The organism is Lachnotalea glycerini, from assembly GCF_003201285.1.
Taxonomy (GTDB): domain Bacteria; phylum Bacillota; class Clostridia; order Lachnospirales; family Lachnospiraceae; genus Lachnotalea; species Lachnotalea glycerini.
In genome coordinates this window covers 432763-455094 of the sequence record NZ_QICS01000001.1, presented here as the reverse complement: position 1 = coordinate 455094, position 22332 = coordinate 432763, and the positions used below count along the sequence as shown (strand labels likewise).

At 37.1% G+C, this 22332-nt stretch carries 18 protein-coding genes; 17 read left to right on the top strand and 1 reads right to left on the bottom strand.

Going from position 1 to position 22332, the window contains the following annotated elements; translation table 11 throughout:
- The first annotated feature begins 29 nt into the window (after window positions 1-29).
- The 5 genes from C8E03_RS01845 (at window position 30) to C8E03_RS01825 (ending at window position 6349) form a co-directional block, all read left to right on the top strand.
- Complete coding sequence (locus tag C8E03_RS01845; RefSeq protein ID WP_110290131.1) at window positions 30-2210, top strand: U32 family peptidase; 2181 nt, start codon at window positions 30-32, stop codon at window positions 2208-2210.
- A gap of 8 nt (window positions 2211-2218) precedes the next feature.
- The gene (locus C8E03_RS01840) at window positions 2219-3607 is read left to right on the top strand and encodes an FtsW/RodA/SpoVE family cell cycle protein (protein WP_094378161.1); all 1389 of its coding nucleotides are present in this window, start codon (window positions 2219-2221) and stop codon (window positions 3605-3607) included.
- Window positions 3546-5003 carry a peptidoglycan D,D-transpeptidase FtsI family protein gene (locus C8E03_RS01835; RefSeq protein ID WP_408609907.1) on the top strand — a complete coding sequence of 486 codons (1458 nt, stop codon included), beginning with the start codon at window positions 3546-3548 and terminating at the stop codon, window positions 5001-5003. The genes C8E03_RS01840 and C8E03_RS01835 overlap by 62 nt, the downstream gene beginning before the upstream one ends.
- 77 nt (window positions 5004-5080) lie before the next feature.
- The gene (locus tag C8E03_RS01830; protein WP_094378162.1) at window positions 5081-5533 is read left to right on the top strand and encodes an NUDIX hydrolase; all 453 of its coding nucleotides are present in this window, start codon (window positions 5081-5083) and stop codon (window positions 5531-5533) included.
- 111 nt (window positions 5534-5644) lie between these two features.
- Window positions 5645-6349, top strand: a complete 705-nt coding sequence (locus C8E03_RS01825) for a 4'-phosphopantetheinyl transferase family protein (protein ID WP_110290130.1) — start codon at window positions 5645-5647, stop codon at window positions 6347-6349.
- Window positions 6350-6448: 99 nt separating this feature from the next.
- Here the strand turns inward: C8E03_RS01825 and C8E03_RS01820 are convergent, their stop codons facing one another.
- Window positions 6449-7789, bottom strand: a complete 1341-nt coding sequence (locus C8E03_RS01820; RefSeq protein ID WP_110290129.1) for an esterase/lipase family protein — start codon at window positions 7787-7789, stop codon at window positions 6449-6451.
- A 384-nt stretch (window positions 7790-8173) separates the two neighbouring features.
- On the opposite strand from C8E03_RS01820, the gene C8E03_RS01815 reads away from it, so the two are divergent.
- From C8E03_RS01815 to C8E03_RS01760, 12 genes are all read left to right on the top strand, one after another.
- Window positions 8174-9673: a glycoside hydrolase gene (locus C8E03_RS01815; RefSeq protein ID WP_110290128.1), complete on the top strand. Its 1500-nt coding sequence runs from the start codon at window positions 8174-8176 to the stop codon at window positions 9671-9673.
- A gap of 223 nt (window positions 9674-9896) precedes the next feature.
- Window positions 9897-10727 (top strand): helix-turn-helix domain-containing protein, encoded by an 831-nt coding sequence (locus tag C8E03_RS01810; protein WP_110290127.1) that lies wholly within the window; start codon window positions 9897-9899, stop codon window positions 10725-10727.
- Between the two features lie 90 nt (window positions 10728-10817).
- Window positions 10818-11852, top strand: coding sequence for an ABC transporter substrate-binding protein (locus C8E03_RS01805; RefSeq protein ID WP_094378167.1), 1035 nt, complete (start codon window positions 10818-10820; stop codon window positions 11850-11852).
- Window positions 11853-12052: 200 nt separating this feature from the next.
- Window positions 12053-13777: an ABC transporter ATP-binding protein gene (locus C8E03_RS01800; RefSeq protein ID WP_110290126.1), complete on the top strand. Its 1725-nt coding sequence runs from the start codon at window positions 12053-12055 to the stop codon at window positions 13775-13777.
- 39 nt (window positions 13778-13816) lie between these two features.
- Complete coding sequence (locus tag C8E03_RS01795) at window positions 13817-14839, top strand: FecCD family ABC transporter permease (RefSeq protein ID WP_110290125.1); 1023 nt, start codon at window positions 13817-13819, stop codon at window positions 14837-14839.
- Window position 14840: 1 nt separating this feature from the next.
- A complete protein-coding gene (locus tag C8E03_RS01790) occupies window positions 14841-15872 on the top strand; it encodes a FecCD family ABC transporter permease (RefSeq protein WP_110290124.1) in 1032 nt (343 codons plus the stop codon).
- A gap of 5 nt (window positions 15873-15877) precedes the next feature.
- Window positions 15878-16714 carry an ABC transporter ATP-binding protein gene (locus C8E03_RS01785; RefSeq protein ID WP_110290123.1) on the top strand — a complete coding sequence of 279 codons (837 nt, stop codon included), beginning with the start codon at window positions 15878-15880 and terminating at the stop codon, window positions 16712-16714.
- Entirely contained in the window at window positions 16711-17445 is a 735-nt protein-coding gene (locus C8E03_RS01780) for a nucleotide-binding protein (protein ID WP_094378172.1), read from the top strand. The genes C8E03_RS01785 and C8E03_RS01780 overlap by 4 nt, the downstream gene beginning before the upstream one ends.
- Window positions 17446-17461: 16 nt before the next feature.
- Complete coding sequence (locus C8E03_RS01775; RefSeq protein ID WP_110290122.1) at window positions 17462-18733, top strand: nitrogenase component 1; 1272 nt, start codon at window positions 17462-17464, stop codon at window positions 18731-18733.
- Window positions 18720-19868 carry a nitrogenase component 1 gene (locus C8E03_RS01770; protein ID WP_170122864.1) on the top strand — a complete coding sequence of 383 codons (1149 nt, stop codon included), beginning with the start codon at window positions 18720-18722 and terminating at the stop codon, window positions 19866-19868. The genes C8E03_RS01775 and C8E03_RS01770 overlap by 14 nt, the downstream gene beginning before the upstream one ends.
- A 101-nt stretch (window positions 19869-19969) precedes the next feature.
- Window positions 19970-20578, top strand: coding sequence for a hypothetical protein (locus C8E03_RS01765; RefSeq protein ID WP_110290120.1), 609 nt, complete (start codon window positions 19970-19972; stop codon window positions 20576-20578).
- Entirely contained in the window at window positions 20575-22305 is a 1731-nt protein-coding gene (locus tag C8E03_RS01760; protein WP_110290119.1) for a GMC family oxidoreductase N-terminal domain-containing protein, read from the top strand. The genes C8E03_RS01765 and C8E03_RS01760 overlap by 4 nt, the downstream gene beginning before the upstream one ends.
- Window positions 22306-22332: the final 27 nt, after the last annotated feature.

Genomic DNA, 22332 nt, shown 5'->3' with positions numbered 1-22332 from the left:
AACAGCCAGTTATGTATGAGGATGACAGGATGAATGATAGAAAAATAGAATTACTTGCTCCGGCTGGTTCCTTTGATGGAATGAAATCAGCGATTCATGCTGGGGCAGACGCAGTTTATATAGGAGGTCTGTTATTCGGAGCAAGGGCGTATGCAAATAATCTTGATACCGAAGGGATGAAAAGAGCCATTGACTATGCTCATATACACGGAAGAAAGCTATACCTTACTGTAAATACTTTACTGAAAAATAATGAATTGAATAATAAACTATTTGATTATTTAAATATCTATTATGAACATGGACTGGATGCAGTAATTGTGCAGGATATTGGTGTATTTCAGTTTATAAAAGCTAATTTTCCTAAATTAGCAATTCATGCCAGTACACAGATGACAATATGTGGAGTGGAAGGGGCAAGAATGCTTAAGGATATGGGAGCTTCCAGAGTAGTAACGGCAAGAGAACTGTCGCTTCATGAAATAAAAGAAATTCATAATCAAGTAGATATTGAGATTGAAAGCTTTGTTCACGGTGCTTTGTGTTATTGTTATTCTGGTCAATGTCTGTTAAGCAGTTTCATTGGCGGGAGAAGTGGTAATCGGGGCAGATGTGCACAGCCTTGCCGCCTTCCATATAAAGTGATGAAAGATAATAAGCAGATTAACAGCACGAATGAAACCTATGTTTTAAGTCCCAAGGACATGTGTACGGTTGATTTGATACCAGATATGGTTGAGGCAGGGATTGACTCTTTCAAAATAGAGGGAAGAATGAAAAAGCCTGAGTATGCGGCAGGCGTAGTACGCATATATAGAAAATATATCGATCACTATCTAATAAATGGTAGAAAGGGTTACCAAGTATTAAATAGTGACAAAAAAGAGCTGGAAGATATTTTTAATCGATGCGGTTTCAATCAAGGATATTATAAAGAACATAATGCAAGGAATATGATAACGCTTAAGGAGCCGGTCAAAAGGGCTAGAAACGAAGTGCTGAATAAGGAATTGGAAGAATATCAGGTATTGGAGCCGAAAGAAAAAATCAATGGAAGTTTAACCTTGTCAACAGGGCGACCGGCCAGACTAGTTGTAAAATATGGTAATGTGGAAGCAGAAGCATGGGGAAATACAGTAGAAAATGCAAACAAACAGCCCATGGACAAGGAGAGAATTTATAAGCAGATAACCAAAACAGGAAGTACTCCATTTGAATTTGAGGAGGTTGATATTCAAATGGACGATAATATTTTTATTCCGGTACAAAGTATAAATGAGCTAAGAAGAAATGCGTTAGAAGTATTGCAAAATAAGATATTAAAGCAGTATAGACGAGAAGATGCTTTTTTAAGGAAGACGGATTACATTAACAGAAACATTGAGTTAAAAGGTAAGCCGGTTATAACTTCTTTCAACGTTTATATTGAGAAAGAAAGTTATTTGACGGAGGTATTAAAATTTCGAGAAGTGCAAACGGTCTATATTGATGTTAATATGCTGGAAAAACCGATTGATTATTATATAAATTTATGCCATCAGGCAGGTAAGAAATGCTTCTTAAGCTTACCGCATATTTTCAGAAATACGAAGAAAATAAGTTCTTTTAACTACCAAGATTTGATAAATGAAAAACTTGATGGTTTTTTAATTAAAAATTATGAAGAATTTGATTATTTAAAATCGTTATATGATAAGAAAGAACTTGTACTTGATTATAATGTATACACCTTTAATCAGATGTCACATAGTTTTTGGATGGACAATCATATTTCCTATGATACAGCTCCGGTTGAATTAAATTATAAGGAGCTTTTGGAAAGAGGAGTAAAAGAGAGTGAGCTGATTGTTTACGGTTATCTACCTGTCATGGTTTCAGCACAATGTGTTCATAAGACGATAGAGGGGTGTGACAAAAACAGCACAAAGCTATTTTTGAAAGATAGAATGAATAAGCAATTTTTTGTACGAAACCATTGTAAATACTGTTATAATGTGATATATAATTGTCAACCCCTTGTATTATTGGATTATGAGGAAGAAATTTGTTCAATAAAGCCAAAGAGTCTTCGTTTGAATTTTACAATTGAGGACACAAAAGATATTTCAGCCATTATACGAAAATATATTGACTCTTTTATTTATCATAAATCAGTTAAAAATGATTTTGAAAACTTTACAAGAGGACATTTTAGAAGAGGAATAGAGTAGGTGTTAAAGTGACAAACATTCTAATAGAATTATCAAGATATTTAATTATAATTGCAATAGCTGTGTATACCTACAAAGGCTTTGTGATATTTCGCATCACGGATGAAAAAGAAAAAGAAAATATTTTAAGAGTTCAAAACCACCTTATGTTTGCGATTCATTTTATGGCGTATCTTATTTTATTTTTGTCAACCAATCAGATAGAAATTGTATTTTTTTATCTGTTGCAAGTGGTATTTTTATCTGCGGTAATTGCGCTATATCGCGTGATATATCCTCGCTCATCAAAGCTGCTTATCAACCATATGTGTATGCTGTTGTCCATCAGCTTTATTATTTTAACCAGATTATCTTATACAAAATCAATCAAGCAATTTAAAATTGTAATTGTTTCTATGGTTATAACGATGTTAATACCTTATTTGTTTAAAAAAATTAAGTTTCTGGACAGACTTGGATTTGTTTATGCAGGAATAGGGATAGGACTGCTTGGTCTTGTTGCAGTTGCAGGAAGCATCAGTTATGGTGCGAAATTATCCTTTAGCTTTGCAGGAGTATCACTTCAGCCATCTGAATTTATTAAAATAACATATGTATTTTTTGTGGCAGCGCTGCTTAGTAAATCTCAGGAGCTAAAGCAGCTACTTATTGTGACAGCACTGGCAGCACTTCATGTGCTGATTTTGGTAGCTTCAAAGGATTTAGGCGGTGCTTTGATTTATTTTATAACATATGCCTTTATGCTATACGTAGCAACCAAGGAATACCTTTATTTGACAGGCGGCCTTTTATCAGGTGCAATTGCCGCATTTATTGGATATAGGCTTTTTAGCCATGTAAGAGTACGAGTGATTGCCTGGAAAGATCCCTTTAGTGTAATTGAAAATGAAGGGTATCAATTAAGCCAGTCTTTGTTTGCGATTGGTACGGGGGGCTGGTTTGGAATGGGCTTGTATCAAGGAATTCCGAATACAATACCGGTAGTCGATCAGGATTTTATTTTTTCTGCAATTGTGGAAGAATTGGGTGGATTATTTGGCTTATGTGTCATTTTAATCTGTATAAGCTGCTTTGTGATGTTTATGAATGTTGCAATGCAGGCAAAAGAGCGCTTTTTTAGAATGGTTGCTTTGGGAATTGCCCTTATGTATGGCTTTCAGGTATTCTTAACAATCGGTGGTGTTACGAAGTTTATACCACTTACCGGTGTAACTCTTCCGTTGGTAAGCTATGGCGGAAGCTCTGTTTTAAGTACATTGATTATGTTTGCTATTATTCAGGGATTATATATATTGAAGCAGGAAGAGGACGAAAAGGTTGAAAAAATTAAAGCAGATGCTGCAAGAAAGACAAAACAGGCAGCTAAAAAAAGAAAACAACAGCAAGAATCGAAATAATAAAGAGCTTTCTATTGTTGCTTATATATTTGTAGGCTTATTTGTCTTGCTAATGGGATATTTTGTTTATTTTAATATCGTTAAAAGCCCTAGTATTATTAATAGCTCCTACAATACAAGACAAGATTTATTTGCTAAAAAGGTAATACGTGGTAAGATAGTTTCCTCCGACGGCAAAATTCTGGCACAGACTGTGGTAAGTGAGGATGGTACGGAATCAAGAGAATATCCCTATGATAATATGTATGCTCATGTAGTGGGATACGCATCCAAAGGAAAAGCGGGATTGGAATCGTTAATGAATTTCAACTTATTAACCTCAAATGCACCACTTATGGAACGCATCATCAAGGAATTTAAGGGAGTAAAAAATACAGGAGATAATGTCGTTACAACGCTTGACAGTAAGCTTCAGGAAACGGCTTACAAAGCGCTTGGAAGTAATAACGGAGCAGTCGTTGTAATGGAGGCAGATACAGGCAGGATACTTGCTATGGTTTCAAAGCCAGACTATAATCCAAATGATATTGATACAATATGGGACAGTTTGGTAGCCACTGATAATACAGAGGATAGCTCTCTTTTAAACAGAGCGACGCAGGGAAAATATCCACCTGGCTCGACCTTTAAAATATTAACACTGATGGAATATATCAGGGAAAATCCTGATTATGAAAATTATACTTATGAATGCAGTGGAAAGATTGTTATCGATGACAGTACCATTAACTGTTACCATAATACAGTTCATGGAACGGAGGATTTGTATCAATCTTTTGCAAAGTCTTGTAATTCTTCCTTTGCAAATATTGGATTGCAGTTAAACATTAATTCATTATCAAAACTGTGTAATGAATTTCTGTTTAATTCAGCACTACCTTATTCCATGGTATATAATAAAAGTAGTTTTACTTTAACGAATAAGGCTGAAACCTATGATATTATGCAGACGATGATTGGACAGGGTGAAACGCTTGTTTCACCTCTTCATATGGCATTGATTACGCAGACAATTGCGAATAATGGGGTTATGATGAAGCCATATCTTGTGGATCATACAGAAAATTATGACGGAAAAGTCGTCAAAAAATACAAGGATTCTGCATATGATACAATAATATCAGAGAAAGAAGCCGCTATTTTGAAAGATTTTATGCAAAATGTAGTCGAGAATGGGACAGCAACAAAGCTTAGCGGACAGTCCTATACAGTAGCAGGTAAAACAGGTTCTGCCGAATATGGAAATGTAAAGGGTCAAAGCCACGCATGGTTTGTAGGGTTTTCTCCGGTAGAGGATTCTAAAATCGTAGTGAGCATTGTAGTGGAAGAGGCAGGAGCAGGAAGCGAATATGCGGTACCAATCGCCAAGAAAATTTTTGACGCTTATTATAACTAATTGCTTGCATGGAAATGCCAAAAAGGTTATACTATAATCAGTCATAGATGACACACCATAATACAGGAGGGATTGCAATGATAGAAGCAACTAGCTGTGGCGGTGTGGTTATATTTCGGGGCAAAATATTAGTCTTATATAAAAATTTTAAGAACAAATATGAAGGCTGGGTTTTACCAAAGGGAACTGTGGAAGAGGGAGAAGATTTTAAGGATACTGCCGCCAGAGAAGTTCTAGAAGAAACCGGAGTGAATGCTGCAATTATCAAGTATATTGGAAAAAGTCAATATACATTTACTGTTCCTGAGGATACAGTTGCAAAAGATGTTCATTGGTATTTAATGATGGCTGATAGTTATTACAGCAAACCACAGCGTGAAGAATTTTTTATAGATTCAGGTTACTATAAATTTCATGAGGCCTATCATCTATTAAAATTTTCAAATGAAAAGCAAATTTTAGAAAAAGCATATAATGAATATTTAGATTTAAAGAAAAGTAATCTCTGGGGAAATCATAAATATTTTTAAGTAAATCATAAGAATCATCCATATATTTAAGATTATATGGGTGTTTTTTTACAATTTTATATGATAGGATAACAAGATATCAACGGGAAATAAATTAATTAAGGGGATAATATGGTATTTCAATATGCAATTAATTGTTCAGAAGGTTTGAAGCAAAGAGAATATGAAATATTTTATCAGATTGCTTCTGAGGAACGAAGAACTAAAATAGATAAGTATAGATTTGAAGAGGATAAAGTGCGCAGCTTGATGGCTGAAATTGTATTAAGATATGCATTATGCTGGCATTACAAGTTGTCAAAGAAGGATGTAACATTTCAATATAATGAATATGGTAAACCGTATCTGGCCAAATACCAAGACATTTATTTTAATATTTCTCATTCTGGAGAGTGGGTTGTATGTGGAATTGGAGATATTCCTCTTGGAGTTGATGTTGAAATGGTAGCTCATGGTAATATAGATTTGGCGAAACGTTTCTTTACAAATCAGGAGTATTCCTATATCATGCAGCAGCCACTTAACAATCAGCCCTATGCTTTTTGTTCCTTATGGACCTTAAAGGAAAGCTATATTAAGGCTGTCGGAAAGGGACTTGGTATAGCGCTTGATTCTTTTCGCTTTGAGGAAAAGGAGAACAAAATTTACTTGTATCATGAAGAGAACCTTGAATATGATTATGTTTTCTTAAAAGGACAATTGGACAAAATGCATTGTGTAGCTTTATGTGCCAAATGTAATACAGATAATGTAATAAAAGATATCGTAAAATTATCTATATATGACCTTTTTAACTGGGCATTACAAATAGAATAAAGATAAAAATATAAAGATTATATGAGTGACATTTTATCACACTTAAGGAATAAAAGAGTTCAAAGGGTTAATGTTTGAACTCTTTTCCTTGCAAAATATTTAATCTGGTAATTGGGATAATATTTGTGCCCATTCCAGAAACTTATTCTGTAACTCTTTCTGATGAGAGGATTCTTGTTCAACGATCTCAAGGTGATCGACATCATCTAATTCACCCATATAATTCCACACACCTCTTACAGGAGAATCTGGATTATAGTCTATGATTTCGTCAGCAGAGCCTTCATGAGGTCCAATTGCGGAGCGAACGCTTACGATTCCATCATTTGGCCACCAACTACTGTCTACCAAAACTTTACCTTCTGAATGATTCGTATAGTTACCCATAATAATAGAGCTTTTAATTAATAACGAATTCATATTAAGGTTAGGTGTATGATATCCCGTAAATATTTTAGCATGCGTATCAACACAGGCAACGGAAAAATAGTAGATGTCGCTTTGTGCTTTTACCCAACTGTTTAATTCCTTAGCACCCTCTAAGGATAAATCCCAAATACTCAAATCCTTAGTATTTTTCCATATATTACTGTCGAATACGCGGTCAATATATTCAGTATAAGTTTCATCGGATTTCTTTTTTAGTCCCCATTGATCCATTTTTAAATCAATGCAAGGATTGTTAGAATCAAGCACGCCACCCTTTGCAGAAATCGATGCAAAGAATTTATGTATGAATGGCTCAAAGGCAGCTTGTATTTCATCATATTGACTGCCGTCATGTGGAGTTGCTATCGTTGTAATGCTTTCTATCCAGTGATGACCACCGCAAAACAAAGGACTGATATCAGAGGTGTTTTGCTCTATTTCATCAGAATCCCCATTTTCTAATAGCTGAGCTAAGACGCGAATCGTTTCACCTCCCATGCTATGGCCCATCAAATGTACTTTTTTAAGGTTTCCATTTTCATCAGCCGTTCCAAGGTCACGATAAACACCAGGATATGTTTTACCAAAACGGGCATGTCCCATTGCTTGGGAATGTACTTGTCCATAATCTACTGTTCCTCCTACAAGGTAGGCATACAATTCGCAAGCTCTGTCCCAGTTGCTGGAAATCGATCCGATGGTAGGAGTATAAACCGTATAGCCATTATTGGTTAGAAATTCCCTTAAACTGTTTTTACCACCCCAATAATTGATATCAAATAGTTCATCATTTCCCCAGCCAAACAAACCATGTACCATTATGATCGGATAATGGTTCGTTGCTGAAGCAGCATTGAGAGTGTCTGCGTTTGCATCATCGAATGTGTCAGTGCCTGCATCAACTGTGCGTTCAGCAGCATTAGCAGGTAACACTTTTACAGAAGAAGCAAAAACTGTAAATAAAAGGAAAAAATTAAAGATAGCGCTTCTTTTCATTATTTTTGTCATCATGCATAACCTCACTTATTTGTTTTTTTGCTAAAAAATTAACATATAGCATTTTATGCTCTTAAATTACAAATTATTCCACTTAATATCTACATATCACAAATTATTTTAAATTATAATCATTAATTATTTAAAAAGTTGATAAATTTGCCATTTTTTTATTGTAAAAGTCTAATTTATTGGTTCATATTTATTGTTATATTGAAAGTTTGTTTTTATAGTTATATAATATAAATAAAAACGACTATTTTAATAGTTTTAAAATAGTAACATTTAATATATGTGGTGTTATTTCAATAAGGATCCGGTGCTAAAGAAAGGAGGTAAGCTTAGGCGGGCTTATTGATATAAAGTAGCAAGAGTGAGGGAAAAAGGGAGGTTTTAAAGATGAAATTTTTGAAAAATCAAATGTATCAAGTAGTTTCTATTTTAGCGATTAACGGTGCTTTTGAGGGTTGGGGAACAAGCCTTTGTTGGTGGGCGAATCGAGTCGGCTATTCGGAACAACTAGCCACACAGGCAGCTCAGTTATTCTATAATAAGAATACTGGCTTAGGTCTAAATATTATGAGGTACAATATTGGCGGCGGAGATGATCCGACACATAATCACATTACAAGAACAGATTCCAAGGTGCCAGGCTATGCAGTAAATGTGACAGGCACTTCAGACACAGATAATTTGAGTTGGGATTATGATTGGAGTGCAGATTATAATCAGCGTAATATATTAACAAAATGTATAAAAGAGAGTGGCAAGGAAGCAATTGTTGAAGCTTTTTCCAATTCACCACCTTATTTCATGACAAACTCAGGATGCAGTTGTGGTGCTGTAAATGCTTCAAAGAATAATTTACATAATAATTGTTATGACGATTTTGCTAAATATCTTGCCGATGTAGCATATCATTTCAAGAAATCCTTTGGAATCACCTTTCAAAGTATTTCACCGATGAATGAGCCATATACAAGCTATTGGATGGCAAATAGCAATAAGCAGGAGGGATGTCACTTTGATCAGGGCGAATCTCAATCCAATATGATAACAGCTTTAAGAGGGGCGTTAGATAAAAACGGATTGAACAGCCTGATGGTAACGGGAACGGATGAGACGAGCATTGATACCCAGATAGTATCCTATCAAGCTTTGTCTACGAAGGCAAAAAACATGTTAGGAAGAATTGATGTACATACCTACAGTGGTTCAAATCGTGCCGGAATAAAGGCTCTTGCACAAAAAGAAAATAAAAATCTTTGGATGTCTGAGGTGGACGGCGGACTTACCGCAGGAGAGAATGCAGGTGAAATGGGTGCAGGTCTTTGGCTGGCTCAAAGGATTATTACAGATGTGAACAATATGACACCTTCTGCTTGGGTATTATGGAATATAATAGATAATCATATTTCAAAGGATGGCTATCAGGGGAATCAGGATTCAGGTGATGTGGACAGAAGTAAAGGTTACTGGGGAATCGCAGTTGCTGATCATGATAATCAAACGATTCATCTTACTATGAAATATTATGCATTTGGACAATTTACCAGATATATTCGTCCAGGCTATACAATTATACCAACCGGCTCTAACACGCTTGCAGCATACGATGTAAAGGGGAAACAGTTGATAATTGTTGCCGTCAATGCGTCGGCTTTTGATGTAAATTATAATTTTGATTTATCTTTGTTTCATGCAGTTGGAGCGAGTGTAAAGGTAATCCGGACAAGCGGTACTATGTCAAGTGGAGAGAAGTGGGCGCAGCTTAAACCGTTGACTGCCAATGCTTCGGGTTTTCAGGCAACACTTAAGACAAATTCCGTTACCACCTATATTGTTTCGGGTGTGGAGTATAACAATGCAGCTTTCTCTGAGATCACTTTAGTTGAATAGGATTTATGGAACTTTGTGTAAGCTTTTGCCGATTATGGTAACTCGCTGTAAAAGCATATGTTAAAAACTTTAATTAAAATTGCTTTATCTTATAGATTATGATATAGTATTAATCAAAAGTTAGCTTAGACTAACTATGTCGTAATTTTGGAATAAAACATTATTGATATAAAAAATTACCTGACACTTCAAGTACAAGTGTTTAGTGAAAAAGGAAAGCAATATGAATTATAATAACTTAATATTACAATATGCGAAAGCAAATCTGGAATTGGATGGAGCCTATCATATGTCATTACCTCCCGGCAGCAAGGCGGTTGCTCAAAATACGATGAATGGAGTCTGTGGTCTTGTATTTCCGATAGGAGGAAAAGCGAAGTTTACTGTAAGCAAACAAGATTATGAGTTGAAAGTGGGAACGATTCTTCATGCAGGCTCTAATATGGATTTAAACAAAGAGGTTATCGGTGAAGATAATTGGGAATTTATCCTGTTGCATTACAAGGTTTTGCAGCAGGATAATCAAATCGAATCCCTTTTAAATTTGAATTATTGCGTTCAGATATTTTCTGACCAAAATATGGAAATCAGAAAGCTTTTAGAATCCATACTCTTTTTGCAAAGGGAATATGGAAGCAAATATGTATTAAAGACTAAAATTTTGCTTTATGAACTGATATCTAAAATTCTGGCCTTTTCACAAACACGGCAAAATCCAGAACCAAGAGAACAAATCAGTGAAATTTTAGAATACATACACACACATTTGGAGAAAAATTTATCTATTGCACAAATAGCAGAATACTTTCAACTAAACGCAAAGCAGTTTCATTATTATTTTCAAAAAAAGATGGGAATTTCTCCTAAAAAATACATTATTGATACCCAAATGAAACGGGCAAAGGAGCTTTTGCTGGAAAGTAATCTTACGATTGTTGAAATTTCAAACCAGGTAGGCTATGAGGATGCGTTGCATTTCAGTCGAATTTTTAAGCAAAATACAGGTACATCACCGAGTATATTTAGAAAACAATTTGAAAAATATCCATGTTAAATTGAAAAAAGTCTATTCAAATTTTATAATGCCTATGCTATATTCTCTCTTGTAAATGAAAATGAATTTCATAATCAAAAGGAGTGTACTATGAAAAAATCTTTAACAATGATAACTATTGGTGCGCTGTCATTCTCTTTATTGGCAGGCTGCCAAAGCCAAAGCACGACAGAAGACTCTTTAGCAGAAGCAACGACAACGACAGAGGAAACAGCAAGTGATACACAAACCCAGGTCAGTGAAAAAGAAACGATAAAGGATTCTCAAGAGGAAGCCTCTTCTATTACTTATCCATATGTTTATACAGATGCAGCGGGCAGAGAAGTGACAATAGAAAACGAGCCAGTTAATATTGCAGTAGATTATCTGCCACTTTGGGAAACTCTTGTAATGCTTGATGTGATGCCGATAGCAGCTACAGGAGCAGAAAATTATATCGCTACCTGGGATGCTTTCGAAGGCTATGATGTAAGCAGTGTCACAGATCTTGGTGCAAGTGAAGTAAATTTAGAATTGTTAGCACAGCTTCAACCGGATATTATTTTAGATCAAAGCTATGATATCAGTAATTTGGATATCGAGAATTTGGAAAAGGTTGCTCCTGTTGCTGTATTTGGAAATGATACCAAAATGGATTGGAGATTGAGCTTAAGAGAGGTTGCTAAAGTTGTAAATAAGCAGGATAAGGCAGAGGAAGTAATTGCTGAAGTTGATGAAAAGCTTGCTAACGACAGAGAGAAGTTGTCGAAAGAGTATGAAGGTCAGACTGTTATACAATTCTCTCTTATGGGTGAGGACAAATACTATTGTGCATACCGCCCTGATTTATACGATAAGGAAACAGGCTTAGGTCTTAATCTGCCGGAAGGATACACCACCTCAGAAACCTATGAACAGGTATCGATGGAGGCAATTGTACAAATGAATCCTGATTATATTTTTGTTAATGTATTTGATGGTGATGAAGCTTTATTTGAAGCCTTAGAGCAAAATTCTGTATGGCAGTCCCTAAAAGCAGTTAAGGATGGTCATGTGTATCGTCTGGATGGCAGCGGTCATGCAGCCAGCCCACTTGCTACGTTATATACCGTCAATTTTATTACAGAGGCATTATCAGCAGAATAATTAATTACTATTCTAAAAGGGCAGATACAGGCTTAACAGATTGTATCTGCTTTCTTAATCTAGCAGGAAATGCCTGCCAGATTAAGAAAGTAATCCGTGAAGGATGCATACAAATGCAAAAAGAAGAAGTCACTTTGTGACTGTCTTGCCTTGCTTTAAAAGGGAAATAATATTAATTCGTAAATAGGGATGAAAAAATTATGTTAAAACAAGCATTAAAATATTATAAGCCTTATCAGGCGTTATTCATTATTGATTTATTATGTGCGGTAGCCGTGGCGATTATTGAGCTTTTATTTCCTTATGCGATTAGCCATATTGTGGATGAGTTGCTGCCGATGGGAAAATGGATTGAAATGATAAAAATTGGTGTTCTATTGCTGATTGCTTATATTTTTAATACATTTTTGTATATGGTCATTGATTATTGGGGTGAAAAGCTTGGCATGTATATTGAAAATGATATGAGAAATGATTTGTTTACTCACTTGCAAAAGATGTCCTATCGTTTTTTCGATAACAATAAAACGGGACAACTGATTGCCAGAGTTTCCAATGATTTACATCAAATCGGAACAGTTGCACATTATGCGCCAGAACAGCTAATTGTGGCTAGCTCCATGCTTATTACGACAGTTATTATTATGTTTTCAATCAGCAAGCTTCTTGCTGGTCTGATTTTACTCAATGTAGGGCTTTTACTTGGAATTAATATCAATTTTACAAAAAAAATGGTCAACACCTCCAGGGAGCTTTTCGGAAATGTAGGAGAAATGGCGGCACAGCTTGAAGAAAATTTTGCGGGAATCCGAGTCGTACAGGCTTACTCTTATGAAGAACAGCAACGAAAAAGTTTTCAGGATATAACGTTAGAATATTGCAGCAAACAGCAGGAAGGATTTAAAAGGGTAGCTGTCTGTAACGGTATCACATATTATGTAACAAAACTATTACCGGTTCTCATTATATTGACCGGAGGATGGCTAACCTTACATCAGGAAATCAGTGAAGGACAATTTTTTAGTTTTATCCTTTTGACCAATATGGTACTAAAGCCTATTGAAATGATTAGCAATTTTGTAGCACGTTATCCAAAGGGTATTGCAGGCTTTAAAAATTTTATGGAAATTATGCAGATTGAGCCGGAAATCGCAGATGCCCAAGATGCAGTTGAGGTAGACAAGCTAAAGGGAGAAATTGAATTTTCTAATGTAGCTTTTTCGTACGATGAGGGAAAACCGGTGTTTTCTCAGCTTTCTCTAGAAATCAAAGAAGGAGAAACGATTGCTTTCGTGGGAAGTTCAGGAGCCGGGAAAAGCACGATTTGTAATCTGATACCTCGCTTTTATGAAATAGAAAAAGGACAGATTAAAATACAAGGAATGGATATAAAAAAAATAAAGCTGTCATCACTTCGAAAGCAAATAGGTGTGGTAGCGCAGGATGTATTTTTATTTTCAGGTACGATTGAGGAAAATATACGTTTTGGAAAACCTGAGGCAAGTGAAGAAGAACTGTGGGAGGCTGCAAAAAAGGCAATGCTCTACGACTTCATTCAAGGTCAGCCAAAAGGTATGAAAACCGTTATAGGAGAACGTGGAATTAAGCTCTCGGGCGGGCAAAAGCAACGCCTGTCCATTGCCAGAATGTTTCTGAAAAATCCTCCAATCTTGATTTTGGATGAAGCGACCTCTGCACTTGATGCGGAAAATGAAATGGAAATACATAAAGCGTTAAAGCAGCTTTCCTTAGGAAGAACGACACTTTTAATTGCACACCGCTTTTCAACAATTAGGGATGCAAATCGAATTATAGTCGTTGACCCAGGCGGAAAAATAGAGGAAGGTTCTCATGATACTTTAATGCAAAGTAATATAACCTATAAAAAATTATATCAATTACAACAAAATGGAAAGGCCTCCTAGTGACACTTTAACAGTTAGAAGGCCAGAAAGGAGCTGAAGATGAAAGCCGCTTATCAAACAAAAAAAACACGGGTACAAATCTGCATTCTTGTAATAACAGGCAGCTTTCTTGTACTTGTAGCAGCTATTTTAATATCAATTATGACAGGAGCGGCGAATCTGTCGATTAACACAGTTTTAAATGCATTTTTTTCTTTTCAAGTTACTAATCCAGAGCATTTGCTAGTTCGTGAAATGCGAATTCCCAGGGCACTTTCTGGCGCATTAATTGGAGCAGCTTTGGCTGTTGCAGGAGCCATGATGCAGGGAATGACAAAAAATCCATTGGCAGATTCAGGACTGATGGGATTGAGTGCAGGCGCAGGACTGTTTCTGGCCATCTCGTTGGTATACTTAAATGGCATGGGCTATTATAGTATTATTATTATGACGTTTTTAGGTGCTGCCTTTGGTGCATTGAGCGTACATATTATCAGTAATCTGGTGCCGGGAGGAAATCATCCTATGAAGCTTGTGCTTGCAGGTGCCACTGTAAGCACCCTGTTTTCAGCCATTAGTCAGGCAATTGCCATAGCAGCCAATGCCTCTCAGAGTATAATGTTTTGGACTATGGGAAATGTGTCAGGAACAAGCTGGATGCAGTTGAAAATAGGAGGACCGGTTATATTAGCCAGTGCTTTAATTGGAATGGCTTTATCTAGAAGAATCTCTATATTGAACATGGGAGAGGAAATGGCGAAGGGGCTTGGAGTCAATACCAGACAGACCAGAATACTTGGGACATTAATTGTTGTTCTTTTATCAGGAACATCTTTTGCATTATGCGGTAGTATTACATTTGTAGGAATGATGATTCCTCATTTTGCAAGGTTTTTAGTTGGTTCTGATTATCGCTTGATCATACCAATTAGTGCGGTGCAAGGAGCTGCTTTGGTCGTACTTGCAGATATTTTTTCAAAGACAATTCAACCACCTACAGAAATCCCTCTAGGAGCTGTCATATCGGTGATTGGTGTTCCAATTTTTCTGTATTATGCAAGAAAAGAAAGGGGTAAGGCCTAAAATGAAACACTTATTTCAAAAACAAAATAAATGGGAATTTTTAATGCTTTCTTTTCTTATCTTGGTGATATTGTTTTTTATCAGTATCAATGCAGGTTATACGCCAATCGGATTTCGGGATATTCTTCGAATTCTGGCAGGAGGTGGAGAAGCAAGGGAAAATCTTGTGATATTTGATTTTCGTCTTCCACGTATTGTGATTGCCATTTTAGTAGGTATGGGTTTTTCTCTATCGGGTTGTGTGCTGCAAGGAATTACAAGAAATCCGTTGGCTGATCCGGGTTTGATGGGGATTAATTCAGGAGCTGGTATAGTTGTAGTCATTTTCATGACATTGTCAGGAACCCTAAGCATCGGCGGTGTCTTAACTCTTCCTTTTTTCTCCTTGCTTGGTGCACTGCTGACTAGCGTAATTCTTTATTCCATTTCCATTCAAAAGAACGCAGGCTTGAATTCAACTAGGCTGATATTAAATGGAGTAGCGATACAAGCGGGAATTAATGCAATGATGACCATTATTGTTCTTCAATTAGATGATACCCAATACAATTTTTTGGCTGTATGGCAGGCAGGAAGCATCTGGAATTCCAACTGGAAACTGGTTGTCAGTCTGCTGCCTTGGATTGTACTAGGAATGCTTTATCTTTTCCTAAAAGCAAAGGAGCTGGATTTATTAATGGTTGGAGATGAGCTATCTTCAGGGCTTGGAGTAGCGGTAAATAAAGAAAAAAAGAGTTTGCTGTTTGCAGCAGTAGCATTGGCGGCAGCTTCTGTAACGGTAAGTGGGAGTCTGCACTTCGTAGGTCTTTTGGGACCGCATCTTGCAAGAAGACTGGTAGGATCAAGGCATAAAATACTTCTTCCGTTTTGTGCAATAACAGGTGCCATATTAGTGCTTTTGGCTGACACGATAGGTAGAACAATTGTTTCGCCCAGTGAAATTCCTGCCGGAATCGTGGCAGCAATTCTTGGAGCTCCCTATTTTATCTTTTTATTAATTACCAACAATAAAAGTAAAGTCAAAGAGAGGTAGCACAAATGAGAGAATTTAAGACAGAGAATATAGAAGTAGCATACGCAGATAATACGATTATTAAAAACTTAAGTATCAAGATACCAATTGGAAAAATCACGACTATTATTGGCCCTAATGGTTGTGGGAAATCGACCTTATTAAAAGCTATTGGTAGGATTATGAAAACCAAAAACGGTGCCATCTATCTGGATGGAAAAAACATATATGAACTTTCAAGTAAAGATTTTGCAAGACAATTAGCGATACTTCCGCAAAGTCCGATTGCACCGGAGGGGCTTACTGCCAGGGAACTGGTTTCATACGGGCGTTATGCCCACCAAAAAGGGTTTGGAAAGCCAAGTGAAAAGGATAAGGAAATCGTAAAGTGGGCGCTTGAAGTAACGAATTTATCAGAATTAAGCGAAATAAGTGTCGATAATATGTCAGGTGGACAAAGGCAAAGGGTATGGATTGCCATGGCACTGGCGCAACAGACAGATATGATTTTATTGGATGAACCAACAACCTATTTGGACGTTGCATATCAGCTTGAGGTATTGGAGCTTTTGGAGGATCTAAATAAGGAGCATGGATGCACTATCGTTATGGTGCTTCATGACATTAATATGGCTTCGCGTTACGCAGACTATTTGATAGCCCTAAAGAATGGTAATATCGTGGGAACGGGAACACCAAAAGAGGTCATCACAAAGGAGATGCTTCGTGAGGTTTATCATATTGAAGCTGATATTATGATAGAAGAACGGACGAAAAAGCCGACCTGCATTTCCTATCGGTTAAACAATCGGAAAATAGCAGTGGAAGCAGGAATAAAAAAAGGAATTAAGGTGGTAGGATGAAAAAAATAGCGATATATGGAAAAGGTGGAATCGGAAAATCAACAACGGTTTCGAATTTGTCTGCTGCTTTGGCAGTCAGTGGTTATAGGGTAATGCAGGTTGGATGCGATCCTAAGGCGGATTCCACCAGAAATTTAACGGGTGGGAAAAAAATAGCGACCGTACTTGAATTATTAAGAGATAAAGAAAATGTAAGCCTGAAGGATTTGGTCTATGAGGGAGATGAGGGAGTCTTTTGCGTAGAGGCAGGCGGACCTGTTCCGGGAGTTGGGTGTGCAGGAAGAGGGATTATTACAGCATTTGAAAAGCTAGAGGAATTAGATGCATTTGAAGTATACAAGCCTGACATTGTTATCTATGATGTGCTAGGAGATGTTGTATGCGGTGGCTTTGCCATGCCAATACGAGGAGGTTATGCAGAAGAGGTCTATATTGTTTCTTCTGGCGAAATGATGTCATTATACGCAGCTTCCAACATAGCATATGCAGTTAAAATGTTCGGAAAAAGAAAATATGCTTCTTTGCGCGGAATCATCCTAAACAGTAAAAATATAGAAAACGAAGAAGCACTCGTGCGTGATGCAGCGGCAGAAATCGAAACACAAGTAGTATATCAAATTGGTCGTAATCCGTTGGTGCAGCAAGCGGAAGCAATCGGAAAAACGGTGGTCAGTGCTTTCCCAGAAAGTGACATGACAAAGAATTATTTAGAACTTGCAGCTATGCTATAGCAGAAAGGAGATTATTATGAAGCAATCAAAGTTTCCTTATCGTCTGTCAGAAATAGAGAGTAATCAGGGAATCTTATTTTCTCATGAGGGAGCATCACCGGGTTGTCATTGTCCAATGCATACAGCATTATCTGCAATTCGTAATATAGAAGGCTTGTCAAGTCTTGTGGTTGGTATGCCAGAATGTAGTTTTTACAGTAGATATGTAATGGATACCCCCATTGGTCCAAACAAAGAACTTCACTATACTTATGTGTTAGACTCTAATGAGGTTGTATTTGGCTGTCGCGATGGTTTAACGAAAGCTCTTGAGGAAATGGAGAGAGACAATGCAAAGGCAATTGTAGTAATCATGACGTGTATCCCGGCGCTGATTGGAGAGGATATTGCAGAAATTGCAGAAGCCTTTTGTGAAGAGCATGTCACGAAAGCAGTTTGCATTGACTTGGCTCATTATAAAAGAAATGGGTATGAAGCCGGTTTTTATGAAAGCTATCAGGCTTTGTTAAGTTTTTGTGTAAAGCAAAACAGAATAGATAATCAAGTTGCATTCTTAGGTTCGTGCAGCGGTGAAGAGGGAAATTTTCTAAAGCTGAGTTTGAAAAATAATGCGTTTGAGATATTGGAAATCAATGCGTTCTTTTCGATTGCGGAATTTCAAAGGGTCACGGCATCAAGACTTACAATTGTAACACAAATTCATTTTCTGCCTTTGGCAAAACGCCTGGAACAAGAATATCATATTCCCTATATCTTTTTAGCAGGCTCCTATTCTATTAAAGCTATCAATAAATGCTATCAGCAGATTCAAGAGCAGCTTACCTTGTCAGAAGCCTTTGATTTTACAAGCTTTAACAGTTTACTTCAAAAAGAAAATGAAATACGTAAAAAATTTAAAAACAGTCGTTTTGTCATTACTGCAGTTGTAGAGGATGTACTTCTTTTGACAGAATATTTATGTTCTTTGTCAATGAAGCCTTGCCTTCTGCACCTGGAGGAATATCGGGTCTTTATGAGAGAATGGAAGGAGAAAATTCTTGCCTATTCAGTTAATCCGCTGATTACCTATATGGTACAGGACGAGCCTGTAGCTAAGCTCTTAAAAGAGGCCGATTTTCTGTCAACAAAAGAGGATATTCGTCTTTGCATCGGTAATCGTTTTGATGAGGACGTTGTCTGTATTAAGACAGGACGTTTTCAGGTACCTTTTATTGGATATGAGCGTACACTTACACTATTGACACAAATGGAAAATGCATACAAGGAGGAAGCTTATGCCACTATATAAACAAACACCGAATCCATCCGGCAGAATGGGACTTCTATGGGCACTGGCACCAATTCATGATGCAGCAATCATAGAATATGGATCTATGGGGCATATGCTTTATGCTAACAAATGGATGAGCTATACCGGTTTGGTAAACTATGCAAAGATGATTACCACGCATTTATCAGAAAAAGATATTGCTCTTGGTATAACCCAAAGACTAGAAGCGTGCGTCGATAAAGTTGTAAAAGAGAATAAAGCAAGGGCAATCTTTTTGTTGCCTTCAAGTGTACCGGAAATGATTGGTACCGATTTGGAGGCAATTGCAGATGAGCTTCAATCTTCATACCCAAAGATTCCAATTTTGAGTTTTCGTTCAGGTAATTTTAAATCAGAAATGAAACAAGGGATGGAAGAAGCATATGACAGGCTTGTAAAAGAATTGCCAAATCGATTGGGAGTGATTGATTCAACTCATGTAGAAAGAGGAAGAAAGGCTCGCTTTCATTTACTTGGCTCAGGCTGTGACTGGTCTTGCTTTCAGTCTGATTGTGCAGAGATAATCCGTATTATGGAGGGGGCTTTTGATATGAAAAAGGCCTGTGTATTCGGAGCCGCCTCAAGTGTAAAAGATTTTTATGATATAGCAGGGGCAGAGCTGACTCTTGTAATGCGAGAAGATGGTCTTAAGGCAGCAAAAGAACTAAAAAAAAGATATGGGATACCTTATTTTTATCAGGCTCCTTACGGCTTAGATGGGACTCTTAGCTTTGTTCATGCATTGGAAGAAATTCTTGGAAAAAAGGCAGATGAGTCATTCATAAAGAGAGAATATGAGGAAACCACATATACAACTGATCATTGCAAGAAATGGACGACTTATCGAAAGGACAAAGCCAAAATATGGGTTAGTAAGGAGGATGAGCTTGCTAAGGGCTTAAAAGATTTTGCAATAGAATTAGGCTTTAACTTAGAAAAAGGAGAAATTCACATGTCTGATCTTCACGACTTAAGGGAAAATTTCGGAAAATGCAATATAGAAATTAGACGCAGCACCCTATCTAATGATATCAATCCTTATGAGCTGCCTTTTATGGGCTTTCGTGGTGCAATGAATCTGAGTGCGCTATGGTATCAACATTTAGTGAAATAGATTACAATAAATTGCCTATCACCTACAAAAAAAGATAGCTGTAATAATCAAAAGTATTAGCACATAAAATTAATCAGCAAATAAAAACTAGGTGGGAAGAAATGGATTCAGAGTTGAATGGTGAAGATAAAGTCTTAGACTATACGCTAAAGCAAACAAAAGAAACTTTTGAGGCCTTTGTAGAGGCTGTGATTCCACGCTCGCCCAAGCTGGCAGAGCAATATGGTAACATACAGTATTATGGTGCATTGGATTTTCTCATTGACGAATATTTGATTATTACGCTGAATGAATATCACCCGGATTTGGCAGAAGCGACAGCAGAAATGCTAAATGTTGCTGCCGAGAAACTGATTTTAAGAAACGAAAACAGGGAGCCTGTTCATTTTAATGGGAGCGGGAATTTCTCGGCTCTGACACCAAACGATCGGTTGTTGGCTTTGGCCTTGTTAAAAAAATATCAATATACATCCTCACATTTATTATTTCCATTTGAAAATATTTTTTTTAATATTACCGATAACCTTATACGAATTACTATGATGGGGTATTATTCAGAGTGGTTTGGCTATGGTATGACACGCCTAAAGATGCCAAATGAGCGTATTCTTGAGTTTTATCCATTAAGCTGGAATCAGGTTGGTTATCCAGGTCCGGTACCTGGGCATGTGTTTAAAAATAGTCAAGAACAAAAGGAGACACAGGTATGAAGTCGGATTTTGAAGTAATCGTAATTGGTGGAGGTGGCGGAGGAGCAGTAGTTGCTAGGGAGCTTTCAGAAAAAGGAGTTTCGGTTTTGTTATTAGAGGCAGGTCCTTGGTACGGAAATAGAAAGTGGCCAAAGCCAAATGATGAACAAGGTGCTAAAAGCTCATCTCAATATGAGGACTTAAGTATTGATATATTGAAAGAGTGCTTTACCGATTTAGAGGACGATATGAATAGCCTTATATCGGGTAAATTCAGATGGGGACCTGCTAATCGAAATCAGGGACCATGGGAGAGGCGTGTTGCACATGGTGGTTTTACATGGCAAAATTCAGGAATTGGTGGAAGCACACTGCATTATCTGGGCAATTCACCAAGAGCTTATCCACAAGCAATCAATCGAGTGTGGCCAATTACATATGACGAATTAATTCCATATTATGAAATAGTTGAGAAAAAGCTGTCTGTTTCTCCGGCTCCTGCTTTAGCTAAGGAAGAACTATTTTATTACGGTGCTCAAAGAGCACGCTGGGAGCCATTAGAAACAAAGGATATTATGAGTCCGGGTTATCGGGCGCAGCCAAATGCAATTTTACGTAGAAGTCAGCCCTTTGAATACACATTGGAAAATTCGAAAAGTTATGAACCATATGGATGCAGCTTTCGGGGACATTGTGTCAATGGATGTCACATAGGACCGGCTGTGGAGGCGGTGGCAAAACGCTCTACTTTTGCAAGTTATATTCCATATGCTCTAAAGACGGGTAATGTTGAAGTAAAGCCTAATTCCTTTGTCATTCAAATACTAACAGAGGAGAACGAAAACAAGGAGAAGCAGGCCATTGGTGTAATAGTGAGAAATACTTGGACAGGAGAAATAAGCGAATATAGAGCCGATGTTATTGTTATGGCAGCCGGTTCGATTGAAACACCTCGTTTATGGATGAATTCCAACTTACCCGAAAATGAATGGGTTGGAAGAGGCCTGGTAAATCATTGGTTTGATTGCGTGACAGGGATTTATGAAGAAGCAACATTAATGGAGAATATTGGAAAGCCAAATATAAAACCATATGTAGGACAAAACTCAGCCGTTCGTTTTGACTATCCGGGTTTGGGTGTGATACAAACCTTTGGCTGTACTCCAGGTGTATTTTCGTCTCTACTTTATGCATCGAGTGACAAAGGCTACTATTTTGAAAATGAAACAAATCCTGAGTCTCCTTGGGATTTTGAAGGCGCTGTCATCGGAGAACAGCTTAAGGAATTTATGATGAATTATCAAAAAACATTATGTGTGATAATCTTTACAGATGACGAAGTCAGCCAGCAAAATGGAATTATACTTGACAGGGAGCAAAAGGATGAAAACGGCTATATTCCAATTATAACCTATCACCCAAGTGAAAAAGACAGAATTAAGAGAGATAAGCTGGCAGTCATTGCAGCAAACATATTAAGAGAGGCCGGCGCCAAGACAGTAATACGTGCCAATTGGTCACCGGACATCTATATTCATATATTAAGCACCATGCGTATGGGGTTTGTAACAAATACAGATTGTGAGACGTTACAGGTAAAAAGGTTGTACATAGCGGATAATAGTGTGTTATGCAATTCACTTGGAGGACCCAATCCCACTCTGACTACCCAAGCGCTGGCAACTCGTACTTCCGAAAAGATTTTCTCTAAATATTTTGCATCTTATCATAATAAACCTGCACAATAATAGCCGTTTGGAATAAACTGGATATAA

What these genes read in the sequence shown, in the direction of transcription:
- C8E03_RS01845 (WP_110290131.1), top strand. Translation starts at nt 30, where the DNA reads ATGAATGATAGAAAAATAGAATTACTTGCTCCGGCTGGTTCCTTTGAT.
- C8E03_RS01835 (WP_408609907.1), top strand. Translation starts at nt 3,546, where the DNA reads ATGCTGCAAGAAAGACAAAACAGGCAGCTAAAAAAAGAAAACAACAGC.
- C8E03_RS01830 (WP_094378162.1), top strand. Translation starts at nt 5,081, where the DNA reads ATGATAGAAGCAACTAGCTGTGGCGGTGTGGTTATATTTCGGGGCAAA.
- C8E03_RS01825 (WP_110290130.1), top strand. Translation starts at nt 5,645, where the DNA reads ATGGTATTTCAATATGCAATTAATTGTTCAGAAGGTTTGAAGCAAAGA.
- C8E03_RS01820 (WP_110290129.1), bottom strand. Translation starts at nt 7,789, where the DNA reads ATGATGACAAAAATAATGAAAAGAAGCGCTATCTTTAATTTTTTCCTT.
- C8E03_RS01815 (WP_110290128.1), top strand. Translation starts at nt 8,174, where the DNA reads ATGAAATTTTTGAAAAATCAAATGTATCAAGTAGTTTCTATTTTAGCG.
- C8E03_RS01810 (WP_110290127.1), top strand. Translation starts at nt 9,897, where the DNA reads ATGAATTATAATAACTTAATATTACAATATGCGAAAGCAAATCTGGAA.
- C8E03_RS01805 (WP_094378167.1), top strand. Translation starts at nt 10,818, where the DNA reads ATGAAAAAATCTTTAACAATGATAACTATTGGTGCGCTGTCATTCTCT.
- C8E03_RS01800 (WP_110290126.1), top strand. Translation starts at nt 12,053, where the DNA reads ATGTTAAAACAAGCATTAAAATATTATAAGCCTTATCAGGCGTTATTC.
- C8E03_RS01795 (WP_110290125.1), top strand. Translation starts at nt 13,817, where the DNA reads ATGAAAGCCGCTTATCAAACAAAAAAAACACGGGTACAAATCTGCATT.
- C8E03_RS01790 (WP_110290124.1), top strand. Translation starts at nt 14,841, where the DNA reads ATGAAACACTTATTTCAAAAACAAAATAAATGGGAATTTTTAATGCTT.
- C8E03_RS01785 (WP_110290123.1), top strand. Translation starts at nt 15,878, where the DNA reads ATGAGAGAATTTAAGACAGAGAATATAGAAGTAGCATACGCAGATAAT.
- C8E03_RS01780 (WP_094378172.1), top strand. Translation starts at nt 16,711, where the DNA reads ATGAAAAAAATAGCGATATATGGAAAAGGTGGAATCGGAAAATCAACA.
- C8E03_RS01775 (WP_110290122.1), top strand. Translation starts at nt 17,462, where the DNA reads ATGAAGCAATCAAAGTTTCCTTATCGTCTGTCAGAAATAGAGAGTAAT.
- C8E03_RS01770 (WP_170122864.1), top strand. Translation starts at nt 18,720, where the DNA reads ATGCCACTATATAAACAAACACCGAATCCATCCGGCAGAATGGGACTT.
- C8E03_RS01765 (WP_110290120.1), top strand. Translation starts at nt 19,970, where the DNA reads ATGGATTCAGAGTTGAATGGTGAAGATAAAGTCTTAGACTATACGCTA.
- C8E03_RS01760 (WP_110290119.1), top strand. Translation starts at nt 20,575, where the DNA reads ATGAAGTCGGATTTTGAAGTAATCGTAATTGGTGGAGGTGGCGGAGGA.